This window comes from Labrenzia sp. C1B70 (genome assembly GCF_000475395.1).
Taxonomy (GTDB): Bacteria; Pseudomonadota; Alphaproteobacteria; order Rhizobiales; family Stappiaceae; genus Roseibium; species Roseibium algicola.
Genome location: NZ_AXCE01000034.1, coordinates 195,258 through 210,411, shown reverse-complemented (window position 1 = coordinate 210,411; position 15,154 = coordinate 195,258). Strand labels below are relative to the sequence as shown.

The 15,154-nt window shown below is 56.9% G+C and carries 13 protein-coding genes and 1 tRNA gene; 4 read left to right on the top strand and 10 right to left on the bottom strand.

What is annotated here, in order from left to right; genetic code table 11:
- Window positions 1–175 precede the first annotated feature (175 nt).
- From clpX to Q666_RS0133835, 8 genes are all read right to left on the bottom strand, one after another.
- Complete coding sequence (gene clpX, locus Q666_RS55585) at window positions 176–1,441, bottom strand: ATP-dependent Clp protease ATP-binding subunit ClpX (RefSeq protein WP_022998421.1); 1,266 nt, start codon at window positions 1,439–1,441, stop codon at window positions 176–178.
- 236 nt (window positions 1,442–1,677) lie between these two features.
- Window positions 1,678–2,313: an ATP-dependent Clp protease proteolytic subunit gene (locus Q666_RS55580; protein WP_022998420.1), complete on the bottom strand. Its 636-nt coding sequence runs from the start codon at window positions 2,311–2,313 to the stop codon at window positions 1,678–1,680.
- 252 nt (window positions 2,314–2,565) lie between these two features.
- Window positions 2,566–3,915: a trigger factor gene (tig, locus tag Q666_RS55575; protein WP_022998419.1), complete on the bottom strand. Its 1,350-nt coding sequence runs from the start codon at window positions 3,913–3,915 to the stop codon at window positions 2,566–2,568.
- A 570-nt stretch (window positions 3,916–4,485) separates the two neighbouring features.
- A tRNA-Leu gene (locus tag Q666_RS55570) sits at window positions 4,486–4,570 on the bottom strand.
- 91 nt (window positions 4,571–4,661) lie between these two features.
- Window positions 4,662–6,197: a bifunctional ADP-dependent NAD(P)H-hydrate dehydratase/NAD(P)H-hydrate epimerase gene (locus Q666_RS55565; protein ID WP_022998418.1), complete on the bottom strand. Its 1,536-nt coding sequence runs from the start codon at window positions 6,195–6,197 to the stop codon at window positions 4,662–4,664.
- Between the two features lie 75 nt (window positions 6,198–6,272).
- Window positions 6,273–7,892, bottom strand: a complete 1,620-nt coding sequence (locus tag Q666_RS55560) for a CHASE domain-containing protein (protein ID WP_022998417.1) — start codon at window positions 7,890–7,892, stop codon at window positions 6,273–6,275.
- A gap of 234 nt (window positions 7,893–8,126) precedes the next feature.
- Window positions 8,127–9,173: a sensor histidine kinase gene (locus Q666_RS55555; RefSeq protein WP_152533419.1), complete on the bottom strand. Its 1,047-nt coding sequence runs from the start codon at window positions 9,171–9,173 to the stop codon at window positions 8,127–8,129.
- Window positions 9,174–9,242: 69 nt separating this feature from the next.
- A complete protein-coding gene (locus tag Q666_RS0133835; RefSeq protein ID WP_031268407.1) occupies window positions 9,243–9,404 on the bottom strand; it encodes a DUF1328 family protein in 162 nt (53 codons plus the stop codon).
- A 467-nt stretch (window positions 9,405–9,871) separates the two neighbouring features.
- On the opposite strand from Q666_RS0133835, the gene Q666_RS55550 reads away from it, so the two are divergent.
- A complete protein-coding gene (locus tag Q666_RS55550) occupies window positions 9,872–10,210 on the top strand; it encodes a P-II family nitrogen regulator (protein ID WP_006934743.1) in 339 nt (112 codons plus the stop codon).
- Window positions 10,211–10,337: 127 nt separating this feature from the next.
- Entirely contained in the window at window positions 10,338–11,747 is a 1,410-nt protein-coding gene (gene glnA / locus Q666_RS55545; protein ID WP_031268406.1) for a type I glutamate--ammonia ligase, read from the top strand.
- A gap of 167 nt (window positions 11,748–11,914) precedes the next feature.
- Here the strand turns inward: glnA and Q666_RS55540 are convergent, their stop codons facing one another.
- Window positions 11,915–12,961 (bottom strand): P1 family peptidase, encoded by a 1,047-nt coding sequence (locus tag Q666_RS55540; RefSeq protein ID WP_022998413.1) that lies wholly within the window; start codon window positions 12,959–12,961, stop codon window positions 11,915–11,917.
- A 110-nt stretch (window positions 12,962–13,071) separates the two neighbouring features.
- Window positions 13,072–13,344, bottom strand: coding sequence for a hypothetical protein (locus Q666_RS0133830; RefSeq protein ID WP_031268405.1), 273 nt, complete (start codon window positions 13,342–13,344; stop codon window positions 13,072–13,074).
- Window positions 13,345–13,527: 183 nt separating this feature from the next.
- On the opposite strand from Q666_RS0133830, the gene Q666_RS55535 reads away from it, so the two are divergent.
- A complete protein-coding gene (locus Q666_RS55535) occupies window positions 13,528–13,746 on the top strand; it encodes a hypothetical protein (protein ID WP_022998411.1) in 219 nt (72 codons plus the stop codon).
- A gap of 123 nt (window positions 13,747–13,869) precedes the next feature.
- Entirely contained in the window at window positions 13,870–15,123 is a 1,254-nt protein-coding gene (gene tyrS / locus Q666_RS55530) for a tyrosine--tRNA ligase (protein WP_022998410.1), read from the top strand.
- Window positions 15,124–15,154: the final 31 nt, after the last annotated feature.

The following is a 15,154-nucleotide window of genomic DNA, read 5'->3' as shown; positions in this document are numbered from 1 at the left end:
GACACCAGACCTGCCGGTGTCAAGGCAATCGGTTGCTGCCCACAAGTCTTGTCTGTTGACGACTCATTGCACCAGTGGAAAACGGCCCCGAACAAGCGCATGACCGCCCAAAAACAAAATGCCGCTCAAGTTGAGCGGCATTTATTCACGGTTTCTTGAAACAGCCTTCAGTGCCTCAGGCGCTGGTAGCCGACGTTTCTTCCCGGTCTTCGTAAATATAGAGCGGGCGTGCCTCGCCCTTCACGACTTCCGGTGAGATCACGACTTCCTTGACACCCTTCAGGCCCGGCAGCTCGTACATCGTATCGAGCAGGATGGCTTCGAGGATCGAACGCAGGCCGCGTGCACCGGTCTTGCGTTCGATGGCCCGGCGAGCGATCGCCTTGAGGGCTTCTTCGTGGAAGGACAGTTCCACCTGTTCCATTTCGAAAAGACGCTGGTACTGCTTGACCAGAGCGTTCTTCGGCTCCGTCAGGATCGTAACCAGGGCTTCCTCGTCGAGGTCTTCCAGGGTTGCGATAACCGGCAGACGGCCGACGAATTCGGGGATAAGACCGAATTTGAGCAGATCTTCCGGCTCGAGTACCGAGAAGAGTTCGCCGATCCGGCGATCTTCCGGTGCATGGACCTGCGCTTTGAACCCGATGGAGGTCTGCGTGCCACGATCGGAAATGATCTTGTCGAGGCCCGCAAAGGCGCCGCCACAGATGAACAGGATGTTGGTCGTGTCCACCTGCAGGAATTCCTGCTGCGGATGCTTGCGGCCACCCTGGGGCGGCACGGAAGCAACGGTGCCTTCCATGATCTTCAGAAGTGCCTGCTGAACACCTTCGCCCGAAACGTCGCGGGTGATCGACGGATTGTCGGCCTTGCGGCTGATCTTGTCGACCTCATCGATGTATACGATGCCGCGCTGCGCGCGTTCGACGTTGTAGTCGGCGGACTGCAGCAGCTTCAGGATGATGTTTTCAACGTCCTCACCCACGTAACCGGCTTCGGTCAGCGTGGTGGCATCAGCCATGGTGAAAGGCACGTCCAGAATGCGGGCAAGGGTCTGCGCAAGCAGGGTCTTGCCGCAACCGGTCGGGCCGACCAGAAGGATGTTGGATTTCGCCAGCTCGACATCGTTGTTTTTCGATGCGTGATTGAGGCGCTTGTAATGGTTGTGAACGGCGACCGATAGAACCTTCTTCGCGCTGCCCTGCCCGATGACATAGTCATCCAGAACGTCGCGAATTTCCTGAGGGGTCGGGATCCCGTCCCGTGACTTCACCAGCGAGGACTTGTTCTCCTCGCGAATGATATCCATGCACAGCTCGACACATTCATCGCAAATGAAAACAGTCGGGCCGGCGATCAGCTTGCGAACCTCATGCTGGCTCTTGCCGCAGAAGGAGCAGTAAAGCGTATTCTTGGAATCGCTGCCGCTGGCCTTGGTCATGTAGTCAACCTCGCGTTTACGGGGAGTGTTTCCCCTTATCTCTCCGGTTGCGGCCAAATTATGACTGAACCGGTTCTGAAGCGGCGCACAGTCGCCACCTCACCATGTAATGTCATCATGCTTCGCCATTAAAAATCAATATAGGTTTAAGGCGAAGATGAAAACCCGGCATCACCTGGGGATTTTCCGGCTTTAAGCGTGGAAATTCAATCCATGATTAAAGCCGGGTAAGTCCCTCACTTCTCTTCGTCGCCGCCAAGCGTGTTGCGGTCGGTGATCACCTTGTCGACGATCCCGAATTCCTTAGCTTTGTCAGCGGTCATGAAGTTGTCACGTTCCAGCGCCTCCTCGACCTGGTCGAGGGTGCGTCCGGTGTGCTTCACGTAGATTTCATTCAGCCGGCGCTTCATGGCCAGGATTTCCTGTGCATGAAGCATGATGTCGGCAGCCTGACCGCGGAACCCGCCGGACGGCTGATGCACCATGACCCGCGCGTTCGGCAGGATATAGCGCATGTCTTTCTCGCCTGCGGCAAGCAGAAGCGAGCCCATGGAGGCTGCCTGGCCGATGCAGAGCGTCGACACAGCCGGACGGATGAACTGCATGGTGTCATAGATCGCAAGACCGGAGGTCACGAGACCTCCCGGCGAATTGATGTAGATCGCGATCTCTTTGGTCGGGTTTTCAGCTTCCAGATACAGAAGCTGTGCGCTTACCAGGGTTGCCACGTGATCCTCGACCGGGCCGGTCAGGAAGATGATGCGCTCCTTCAGCAGGCGCGAATAGATATCGAAGGCCCGCTCTCCCCGGTTGGTCTGCTCGACAACCATCGGCACGAGAGTGTTCATGTAGATATCGACAGGATCCTTCATACCTCATCCATATGCTTGAGATGTTGCCCGGAGGGTCTCCGGGCAGGAAACAGGCCATGAAGCGCATCGATTCAGGGCCTGACTCGAAAAAAGCGACACCCCGTATATATGGGATGTCGCCCTCAACGCAAAGTCATGACAGATGCGGCGTGAATGCAAGGTTAAATCTGCGGCCACATCTGGGGATAGACGGGAAAACCAACCGGCCAATCTGGCCGCTTTCGAGAGCATTCCCCCGAAAGCGGATTGACCTTAAGCCTCGTCTTCTTCCTCGGCGACCAGCTTCTCCAGCTCTTCCTTGGTCACCGTCTTGTCGGTCACCTTGGCGAGTTCCAGCATGAAGTCGACGACCTTTTCTTCGTAGATCGGCGCACGCAGGGAAGCCAGAGCCTGCTGGTTGTTCTTGTAGAATTCGAACACCTGCTGTTCCTGGCCCGGGAACTGGCGGACGCGGTCGTAAAGAGCGCGCTGCAGTTCTTCGTCGGTCACCTGGATGTTGTTCTGCTCACCGATTTCGGACAGAACCAGGCCGAGACGAACACGGCGCTCAGCGATCTTGCGGTATTCCGCCTTCGCTTCTTCTTCCGTGGTCTCTTCGTCTTCGAAGGTCTTCTCGTTGCGCTTCATGTCTTCTTCGACCTGGCGCCAGACAACATCGAACTCGGAGTTCAGCAGTTTTTCCGGCAGATCGAACGAATAATGCTCATCCAGCTTGTCGAGCAGCTGACGCTTCACGCGCTGGCGGGTCATCTGACCGAACTGGCCTTCGATCTGGCCGCGGACGATTTCCTTCAGCTTGTCGAGAGACTCAAGTCCGAGGTTCTTAGCGAACTCGTCGTCGACCTTGGCTTCACCCGGTGCGGCAACTTCCTTGACGACGATGTCGAAGGTGGCAGCCTTGCCGGCCAGATGTGCAGCCGGATATTCTGCCGGGAAGGACACTTCGATGACCTTCTCGTCGCCGGCCTTGACGCCAACAAGCTGCTCTTCGAAGCCCGGGATGAACTGACCGGAACCCAGAACCAGCATGCCGTTCTCGTCGGCACCGCCCTCAAAAGGCTCGCCGTCGATCTTGCCCAGGTAGGACATGGTCACGCGGTCGCCGTCTGCAGCCGCGCCGTCTTTCGCATCGAACGGTGCGTTGTTCTTGGCGATCTGGGAAACTTGCTCGTCGACTTCTTCTTCAGCGATTTCAACGACCGGACGCTCGATTTCGATACCGGCGAAATCAACGATCTCGAAGCTCGGCAGAATGTCGTAGGTCATCTTGAAGGAAAGATCGGCGTCACCAGCCATGATCTTTTCAGCATCTTCTTCCGGCAGATCGATTTCCGGGGTCAGAGCCGGGCGCTCGGAGCGCTCCTCAACGGCCTTCTGGGTGGTTTCCTGGATGGTGTTCGACAGGATCTCGGCCATGGCCTGACGGCCATACATCTTTTTCAGATGGGCGAGCGGAACCTTGCCAGGGCGGAAGCCCTTGATGTTGGCCTTGGATTTCAGGTCGGCCATGTAATCGTCGAGCTTGGCGGCGAGATCACCAGCCGGAATGTCGATTTTCAGCTCACGCTTGAGGCCCTCGGAGAGGGTTTCGGTTACCTGCATGGGTTTTGTCGTCCTCGGTCCCGAGCGGCAATCCGCCCCGGAGGTTTCGTTTTTAAAATCCCGTGTGCCACATCGCCTGCACTCCCCTTTTGCCGGGAGCGTTCAAACGGCCATGCATCGCCTTGAAGAGACTCCAAGACGCACGATGGGAGCGCGATACTGCGTAGGCCCGAAAGTGTCAAGGGGAGAGCGGGGTTTTGCTGGCGTAAATCGCCTAAAATCAGCTCTTTCGACCAAGGGATTTGGTCTCTTCCAGGAGCCGGAAGCCAATTCCGCCAACCTCGCCGGCCTGCGGTTAAGAAGCGCTCCCCGTCGCCGATGCTGACAACCAAATGCCAGACCACGCCAAACCAGAGCTTGGCCAGAGCTTGACCAGACCGGCCCGCACTGCTGAAGCCACACGGAGCGCAAATTTGCGCTGTGCAACAACTCCGCACGGTCAACGGTGCCGCACCTGGCCTGACGCTTGGTGATCAAAAACCGGCGACCAAATACGATGGTTCTCGACAAAAAGCGTAAGTTCGAACGACAAGCGCCGAATGCGCACAGGATGGAAATCACTTTGAAGAATGGTGCGGATGGAGGGACTTGAACCCCCACGCCTTGCGGCACCAGAACCTAAATCTGGCGTGTCTACCAATTTCACCACATCCGCGTCGCAACAAGTGGCAAACCACCCTGCGATTGAAGCGGGGCCTCTATAGCATCGCTGATTTTCCCGTCAAAGGAAAAAGCAGTGCCCTGCCTCACCGTAAATCGGATTTCTCCACAAGTGCGCGAAGCGCGGGTTTCAGGGCACTCTCAAGATCTTCTGCGATCAACCCCGGCCCGGCCTCCCGGCCAGCTTCGCCATGTAGCCAGACGGCCATTGCGGCCGCCTCGAAGCCGGACACATCCTGCGCAAGCAGACCGACTACAATTCCGGCAAGCACATCACCAGACCCGGCCGTTGCAAGCCATGGAGGTGCGTTGCAATTGATTGCCGCACGCCCATCCGGCGCAGCGACAACGCTGTCAGGCCCCTTCAGAATCACGACAGCGCCGGACATTCGTGCTGCTTCCCTGGCACGGGTCAGCTTGCTACCTGCAAGTTCCGGGAAAAGGCGAGCAAACTCTCCCTCATGCGGCGTCAGAACGACCGGCGCATTATGCGACCTGATGCTTTCGAAAAACGGAGCGCGATCGACGGCGCAACTCGTCAGACCATCGGCATCGAACACGCTTGCCCGGTTACAGTCCAGGATCTCCGCTACCGCAGATCGGGTCTTTTCACCAACACCATAGCCCGGACCGATCAGTACCGCGTTGAGGCGCTTGTCCGACAAGAGATCGCGAATACCGTTTTCAGAGGCAACCTTCTTCAGCATTACCACCGTCAGATGGCTTGCGTTGACCAGAAGCGCATCCGGCGGTGACGCCAATGTTACGAGCCCCGCCCCCGCCCGCAGCGCAGCGCCGGCCGACAACCGCGCAGCACCGGTTGCCGTGACCGGACCGCCAAAGACAACCGCATGCCCTTTGGAATACTTGTGACCGGTCGGCGCGACTTGTGGCCAATGGTCAAGCCAGAGGTCCGGCCCATTGATGAAAGTATCGGGAGCGATTTGATCGAGAACGGTTGCATCGATGCCAATCTGCGCAACTGTAACCCTGCCGCAGGCTTGACGACCGGGATAAAGCAAATGCCCCGGCTTTTGCCGAAAGAACGTGACCGTCTCTTGCGCACTGACAGCCTCACCACAGACAACACCTTCTGCGCCCTGAACTCCGGATGGAAGATCTACCGCAAGAACAGATGCGCCGCACTTGTTGACAGCTTTCACCAAAGCTTCGGCGGCTCCGCCTAAAGCGCGGTCCAGCCCTGCCCCGAAGAGAGCATCCACGATCAGATCGGCGCCATCTAATAAAGCGCCTAGATCGCTCGCGATATGATCGTCTTCAACGGAAAGTGCATAAGAAAGCCCCATGCGCCGAAAGGCTTCAAGCGCATCCCCCTTCAGAGCATCGGGCGCTTTGAGCAACCTGACATCAACGCCGTATCCGGCTGAAGCCAGACAACGCGCCGCAATGAAACCGTCACCGCCATTGTTGCCGGGACCGCAGAGAATGACTATCCGACCTGAAGCCGGAACCATCCGCGCCGCAGCACGTGCCACAGCCTGGCCGGCCCGCTCCATGAGTTCGATACCTGGAACGCCCCCCTCAATGGTCAGTCGATCGGCTTTCGCCATCTCCTGCGGGGTCAGCAACACATAATCCAGGGCCGTGCCATGCTGGCTCATTTTTAGGCAGTCCCTTCCATGTTCAAACGGCGCTTGAGAATGCACTCGGGCAAATCATGGCCCAGCAGCCGGTTCTCAAACCAGAGGAACGGAAATACGGATGGCGACACCCTTCTCGGTGAACTGCCGATCGATTTTGCCATTCATCTCACCAGCCACCAGCGCTTCCATGAGCCTGCTGCCGAAGCCAAAATTCTTCGGAGCTTCAATCACTTTTCCGGTCTCCTCAAGCCAGTCGAGCTCAAGTTGCTTGCCTTTTTTGGCCGGCAAGACCTTCCAGATAACCTCGAAGCGTCCGTCATCAGCAAAAACATCGGAATATTTCATCGCGTTCGTCGCAAGCTCGTGAAACACCAGACCAAGTGCATGGGTGCCGGTCTCGTTCAGTTGAACGGCCGGTCCTGCAAGCTTGATGCCCTTTGCCCCCTCACCAAAGACCTGCTCCAGTTCCTGCAGAAGCAATGCTTTCAAGTCCGCCTTCGACCACCTGGACCGGGTCAACAGATCCTGCGCATTCGCCATGGCCTGCAGGCGAGAGCTGAACGAATCATTGAATTCCTCCAGGCTTTCGGAGGCCCCGGCGGTCTGGCGAGCAATCGCGAGAATGCGTGCAATTGAATTCTTGATCCGGTGCTTCATTTCCTGAAGCATCAGATCCTTTTCCTGGATCGTCTTTTCAGACATTTCCTTCAGGCGCTGATTGGCCTCTCTCGCCCGCAGGCGGGAGCGAATCGAAACCGCGAGCGCAGCGGAGAAAAGCAGAGATATCGACCCGAGCATGAAGGTACGCCAATAAAGAAAGGCGTTGTCCTTTGAAGCGGCTTCGATAACGGAGATTTCCCAAATTCGTCCACCGACTTCTATCTGCCGTGTCACGAGATTTTCAGCTTCCGCGGCACGCGCCTCATAGTCTTCAGAGGTGTACAGGTGCTCCGGCTGCTCGTCCGTCACGTCGGTCGTGTTGACAAGAACCGGTACCGGGGTCGGAGAAGTCAGGGCAGCCTTGTGCAGATCCCCGGCACGGAAAGGCGCATAGACAAAGCCCTGGATGCTTTCTGCGCCGTTCAGTTTTTCTCCGGCAGCTTCCTCTTCACTTGCCAGCGGGAGATACGCCAGGAATCCCGTCTGCTTCTCCTCCGTGATTTCCTGAACCAGCATGACAGGGGCTGATACCTTGACTGTGAAGGTGTCTGCGGACGCCAGCATGGCCTTGCGGCGGGTTTCGTCACTGAACATGTCGAAGCCGAGTGCAGCCTTGTTTCGCAGGTCCAGCGGCTCAAGAAGTATGATGGGGGTACGATGCGCCTGGTCCGTCTCGGGCCAGACCTGACGGTCCAGTTCGTAATTCTGCTGCAATGCCAGGCTTGCTTCATCTTCCCTGCCGGTCTGCATCAGCTTGGCAAAGCCGATACCCTGCATGCCGGACAAATGCCCCTTCAGGAACAGGCCAAGGGCAAAGCTCTGGAATTTGGCCCTCGACATGGCTCCGCCATCCGCTTCGAAAAACGAATGCGTGGCTGCAATGAGAGAAAAGTTCTGCTCGGTGCGCCCGCGGATCCGGTCGACAGCCTCTTCTGCGAGTATTTCGAATTCCCGCCGCTCAACCGCTCGCTCCCTGTCCAGAATGACGTAGGTCAGCGACAGGCCAATAGCGGCACTTATCACGAACACAAGAAGGGGAATGTGTCTTTTCATCGCCGCGGGCCTGATCCGGGAAGAAGGTATGGGGACAACAGAATTAGGAAGTTTTCACGATGCAAGCAACAAAAATCACTTGTAGAACCAACAACAAATTTCAAAATATCATCATAACATTTGTTAATTTCAATATTCATTGAAGTATTTAAAAACAACCATTCCGAGAACGCTCTACAACCGCCGACCAGCCGAATGAGTTACTGCAAGCAGTGAAGAATTTGAACGCAGAAGTTAAGCCCGAAGCAGGTCTTCACCCACTTCCCGCCGAACGTTGTACTCAGTTTTCGGAAACACCATGCTGTAATCTATTCCGTCAGGGGAGATCCTCAATTCGGCAGACCCGCTCAGGGATTGCGGCAGCACGGTTTCGAGCAGCAAGGCGGAAAATGCGGTTCTGTCACCATCTGCTTCACCTGCGGCAAGCGCCTTTTTGGTGTCTAACCTGCCCCTCTCTCCTGCATTCCAGTTGAGAACGAGGCACAACCGGCCCTGCCTCATCACTGTTTTGCAGGTGAGCAATATTCCCTCGTCGGCAGAAGCCCAGCCGACGTCCAGTGTGGCGGCGATCAATTCATGCAAGCCCAGGCCGATGTAAAGCGCAGCATTGGGGGTCAGCAAAGGGTTTTCGCCCGTCATGGAGATGGGAATGACCCGCTTTGAATCAAAAAGCGCGCGTTGAGCCCGGGCAAGATCGAACAGGCGAACACCGAACCAGTCAGCTTCCGTCACAAGATCCTGCGAATTTGAAAGGGAAAAGATCCGCCCCTGAAACTCGGCAAGAAACTGCTCGAGCGACCCGGCGTAGCGAGCGGACTGACCTGCCAGGCTCTGGATGACAGCCAAAAGGTTCTTCGATCTGTGACTGACTTCCAGCAGCAAATCCTTGAGCGCCTGCTCTCGTCGGCGGCTTTCCGTAACATCGACAACGGTTGTCAGCACCTGGGTGATGCCTTCAACACCGGCAATCGTTTCGATGTGAATCTCGAAAACGTGGCCACCTTCAGCCATCACCTCGAGCTTTTCCGAACGCCCCGTCTCCAGCACTGTCTTCTTGGCGTCGTCGAGCTGCCTGCCCACGGAATGACCGAAGACCGTTTCATCCTTCGGGGTCTCTCCCTCGGGCACCGACCATATGTGAGGCAGGTTCGCGATATAAAGGTATTGAAGCGCGTCGTCCTGCAAGGTGACGCAGGCACGCGAACGAAGCAATGCGAGAATGAGATATTCTCGAAGCTGCTCATCAGACTGGCTGGCGTTATGCCATGTGAGCCTGCGCACGGATAACCTCACATTAAACTCAAAAGAAGCGAACCCCGATGGCGTTTCGTGGGTCCAGGATATTCGTGACTACCTTCGTAGCATGCCCGCAATCAGGGAAAGCACAAAAACTGCAAGGAACAGCCCGATCAAGATTTGTGCAATCGAAGCCGACATGCCCGCCATTCCAAAAAACCCGAACAAACCCGCGACGAGAGCAATGGCCACCACAGCCAAAGCGTAGAAAAGCATAGCCGTCTCCATATTCCAGTTCTTCTGCAACGCGTAAGGGCGGGGATGGTTCCTCATTCCGGAAATCAGCCAGGAACTACCCGTACATCGGAGCAACGCCCCCCGGCAGCTCCGGCAGGAGCTGTCGATTGACTTGAGATTGTGCAAATTCATGCAACCACTGAGCAGGGCAATCTCATCCGATTGCTAAAATTCAGCCTATTTTTTAGGCTCTTTGCTTATTTTGTGATCATATGACAAATGGGATAGGCGACTGACCACCACCCCGCTGTTGGAATTTGCCGCTTTTAGTGGCGGATTTCCCAGCGCGGGTAAAATTTACGGGTTGTCATGGCCGTTTGGCACACATCGTGCTTTATAGCTTGCAACGGTCCCTTCCGGGCCCGACCGGGTCGTTTTGTCCCGCAGGATCGGAAAAGGGCACGCCGAAATTATCCGGCCTTAAAAGTGGAGAGAGACACAAGGTGATGAAAAAGATCGAAGCGATCATCAAACCCTTCAAATTGGACGAGGTCAAAGAAGCTCTGCAAGAGGTCGGTCTCCAGGGCATCACCGTTACGGAAGCCAAGGGCTTCGGCCGTCAGAAAGGCCACACGGAACTCTATCGCGGCGCTGAATATGTCGTGGATTTCTTGCCGAAGGTGAAAGTGGAAATTGTACTTGGCGACGACATGGTCGAGAAAGCCGTTGACGCAATCAGATCCGCTGCGCAAACAGGCCGCATTGGCGACGGCAAGATTTTCGTTTCAAATATCGAAGAAGCAGTCCGTATCCGTACCGGTGAATCCGGCATAGACGCTATCTGACCCACCCATTCCGGCATTCGCCGGCAATCCGAATTCCGGTCCCACGCAACGGAGCCAAATTTAAGACACTCTGCCGGGCCGGAACAGTACCCAACCGTTCACATGAAAAACTAAAGGGATGGACATTATGACCACTGCCGCTGAAATCCTTAAGGAGATTCAGGAAAAAGACGTGAAATTCGTCGACCTGCGCTTTACCGATCCTAAGGGTAAAATGCAGCACGTCACCATGGACGTAGTACTCGTTGACGAAGACATGTTCGCTGAAGGCGTCGCTTTCGACGGTTCGTCAATCGCAGGCTGGAAGGCCATCAACGAGTCCGACATGATGCTGATCCTGGATCCGGATTCCGCACACATCGACCCGTTCTTCGCACAGTCCACCATGGCGATCTTCTGCGACATCGTCGACCCGGTCACCGGTGAAGGCTACAACCGCGATCCGCGCATGACCGCGAAGAAGGCAGAAGCCTACGTGAAGTCCGGCGGCTTCGGCGACACCATTTTCGTCGGCCCGGAAGCTGAATTCTTCATGTTCGACGACGTCCGCTTCACTGCAGACCCGTACAACACCGGCTTCATGCTCGACAGCTCTGAACTGCCGTCCAACATGGGTTCCGAGTACGAAACGGGCAACCTGGGCCACCGTCCGCGCACGAAGGGCGGCTACTTCCCGGTTCCGCCGATCGACAGCGCGCAGGACATCCGTTCCGAAATGCTGTCCGTCATGGCCGAAATGGGCGTTCCGACAGAAAAGCATCACCACGAAGTGGCTGCTGCACAGCACGAACTCGGCATGAAGTTCGATCACCTGACCCGTTGCGCCGACAACATGCAGAAGTACAAGTATGTCGTCCACCAGGTCGCACATGCCTACGGCAAGACGTCCACCTTCATGCCGAAGCCGGTATTCGGTGACAACGGCACCGGCATGCACTGCCACCTGTCCATCTGGAACAACGGCGAGCCGACCTTTGCCGGCAACCAGTATGCCGACCTTTCGGAAAGCTGCCTGTACTTCATCGGCGGTATTCTGAAGCACGCCAAGGCCCTGAACGCCTTCACCAACCCGTCGACCAACTCCTACAAGCGTCTGGTCCCGGGCTACGAAGCACCGGTTCTGCTGGCCTATTCCTCGCGTAACCGTTCGGCTTCCTGCCGTATTCCGTTCACAGCTTCTCCGAAGGCAAAGCGCGTTGAAGTTCGCTTCCCGGATCCGTCCGCGAACCCGTACCTCTGCTTCTCCGCCCTGCTGATGGCCGGCCTCGACGGGATCAAGAACAAGATCCACCCGGGCGACGCGATGGACAAGAACCTCTACGACCTTCCGGCCGAAGAGCTTGCAGAAATCCCGACCGTTTGCGGCTCCCTGCGCGAAGCACTGGAAGCAGTCGATGCAGACCGTGAGTTCCTGAAAGCCGGCGGCGTGTTCGACGACGACCAGATCGACGCTTACATCGAACTGAAGATGGAAGAAGTCGAGCGTTTCGAAATGACCCCGCACCCGGTCGAATTCGACATGTACTACTCTGTCTGATCCCTTCGGGTTCAAACATGCGGAAAGGCCGGGCATTTGCCCGGCCTTTTTGTTTTCCGAGCAGCCCGCTTTCCATGTCTCAGCGCAAGAGTGAGTTGGTTACCACCGACAATTCCACAAGCAGCCTTGGCCAGCCTGACAAGCCCCACGAGAAAATCGCGAGCGACCTAGGCGCGCCCGTCAAGCCAATCGGCAAGAGACGGCCGTTTGCTACGCCCCCGCCCACGCATGGCGGGAGACGCAATCATCGCATTGAGTACAGCCTCCTGCGTCGTTTCAGCTGCTGCCTGAAACAGGACATCGATCTTGTCTTCCTTGAGAATATCGCGAACGATGAAATCGCCCTCCTCGAAATGGGCAATCTTGCAGGCAGTTGAAAAGGCAAGCGCGATATCGCCGCTTCCATTGCCGTAGTAGGCACCCAGACGCGCCAAACCCGCCCCGGCTCTGCGGGCAATGCGTTTCAGTTGCCGGCTTTCAAGAGGCACATCAGTCGCCAGAACAACGATGACCGAACCGCGTTCTTCGCTATGCTGCGCCTCCTTGGGATGCGGTCTGCGTCCATCCGGCAGGACAAGGTCTCCGGGGCGACCGAAATTGGCAAGCACCAGGGCGGCAAGTCTGTGCTGACGGCCTCCAAGTTCAAAGACGCGCGAGGCCGAACCGATACCGCCTTTGAAGCCGAACGCGCTCATGCCCGTCCCTGCCCCGACACTGCCCTGCTCCACCGTCGAACCTGCAGCCTTCAGAGCCGCTTCCGCATCGGCTTCGCTCAAGGCCATTGCCTGAATATCGCTCAGGTAGGCGTCATTGCACTCCATCACCACAGGATTGATGGTGCCTGTGGAACGGCCTATTTCAGGATTTTCGGCAATTGCCCTGCGGATGAGCGCGTTCACACCGGTTCCAACGCCAAAGGTGTTGGTCAGAAGGATCGGCGTTTCCAGCGTCCCGAGTTCATCGACCTGTATCAAACCAGCACTCTTTCCAAAGCCGTTGATCACCTCGACGGCGGCAGGAAGTTTCTCGCGAAAGAGATTGCCCGGGTGCGGCACGATTGCCGTGAAACCGGTTCTGAGGTCGCCCTCGCACACGGTTCTGTGCCCAACCGCAATACCATCGATGTCCGCAAAGGTATTCAGGGGGCCGGGTTCCAGAGTGCCGCATATGAGGCCATGAACGCGAGTGGGAGAGAGCGAGGGAAAGGAAGACATGGAACACCGGACGAATAATTTCACTGTCCCGTGTTGAAAAGGAGGTTCAACCAAATCTCAAGACGAAAAAGCCTCCCGAAGGAGGCCATTCGCTTGTGCTGTGGATGAGATCAGTAACAGACGCGCTGGTATCCGACGACGATATACCGACCATGGTAAGGGCTCCAGCGGGTCACTGGCCGGTTCTGGCAGCGGACCGGCTGGTAGTAGCGCGGCTGAGCCTGGGAGGCGATGATAGCGCCGGCAGCAAGGCCGATGATGGCACCTGCAGCAATCGCGCCACCATGACGGTTCTTGGCATGAGCTTCGTTCGGGGTAATGGTGACGGCAGCGGTTGCCATGGTGGCGACTGCGACGGCGGCTATTGCAAACTTGCGAAACATGACGGCTCCTTTCAATTGTTGAACAGCGGCTTTCGTTGCGCTGCTGATGAATTGAATGTAGGCGCCGCCTGCTATGTTGGCTGTGACTGTGATCACGCTGCGTCACTTTCGCCAGAGTGTGTGCCGGAGTGTGTTGGGAAAACGTTGGGGACCTGGGGTCTCACAAATAAGTAGGAGTTATCCATGTGGGTGATTATGGCCGTATCCATTCAGCTTTTGAGCGGTCCCAATGTCTGGCCGGTCGCCGATGAAGGCACTTTTCAGGATGAAGCGGAATGTCAGGCTGCATTGAGCGAAGCCGTTCCACGGACACTCTCGGAAGGCATGCGCCTTGCCTGGGAGGGGGGCGAATTGAAATTCGTCTGTGTGAAGGTGCGCGCCAACGGCCAGGTCGGCAACTAACCAGCGGCAGAGCGCTGCAGCGTCCTGATTTTCCGGCAGGCGCAATTTACAAGTCCTGCGGCACGCGCTAGAGCACGACCGCAGGAATGCCGGCAGGCACACAAGACGGACGGACAGGCGACTATGAGCGAGTTCAAATCGGACTTTCTAAACGTTCTTTCAGAACGCGGTTTCATTCATCAGATCTCGGACCCAAAGGGCCTGGACGAGCTTTGCGCGAAAGAAACCGTAACGGCCTACATTGGTTTCGATTGCACCGCACCGAGCCTTCATGCCGGGTCTCTCGTGCCGATCATGATGCTGCACTGGTTTCAGAAGACCGGCCACCGGCCGATTGCCCTCATGGGCGGCGGCACCACGCGCGTCGGTGATCCGTCCGGCAAGGACGAATCCCGCAAGATGCTCACCGAAGAGCTGATCGAGGACAACAAGGCCGGCATCCGCAAGGTCTTCGAAAAACTTCTCACCTTCGGTGACGGCCCGACAGACGCCATCATGCTGGACAATGCGGACTGGCTTCTGAAGCTCAATTACGTTGACTTCCTTCGCGATATCGGCCGGCACTTCTCGGTCAACCAGATGATCCAGCGCGACAGCGTGCGCCTGCGTCTGGAACGCGAACAGCATCTGTCCTTCCTCGAATTCAACTACATGCTCCTGCAGGGCTACGACTATCTGGAGATTTACCGTCGCACCGGTTGCCGGCTACAGATGGGCGGCTCCGACCAGTGGGGCAACATCCTGTCCGGCACCGATCTCGTTCGCCGTCTGGCAGAAGTCGAAGCCTTTGCCCTCACCTCTCCGCTTCTGACCACGTCGTCGGGTGCAAAGATGGGCAAGACTGCCGCAGGCGCTGTGTGGCTCAACGAAGAGCAGCTTTCTGCCTATGACTACTGGCAGTACTGGCGCAACACGGAAGACGCCGACGTGGAGCGTTTCATGAAGCTCTTCACAGTTCTTCCAATGGACGAAATCGCCCGTCTTGCGGCACTGCAAGGCTCGGAGATCAACGAGGCCAAGAAGATACTGGCAACGGAAGCGACTGCCCTGATCCATGGACGGGAAAACGCTGAAGCTGCTGCCGAGACCGCCCGCAAGGCATTTGAAGAAGGCCAATCCGCCGAAGGCCTGCCAACGGTAGAAATTGCCAAGGCCGAACTGGAAGCCGGCATAGGTGTGCTATCCGCATTCGTGAGTGCTGGCCTGTGCGCCTCGAATGGAGACGTCCGCCGCAACATCAAGGGTGGCGCGGTCAAGATCAACGACAAGGGCGAGCAGGACGACAAGCGCCAGATCACGCTTGCTGACCTGACCGGTGACGGCATCGTCAAACTGTCGCTCGGCAAGAAAAAGCACGTGCTCCTGAAGCCGGTCTGAGTTGAAGCACTCCAGAACTGATAAAAAGCCG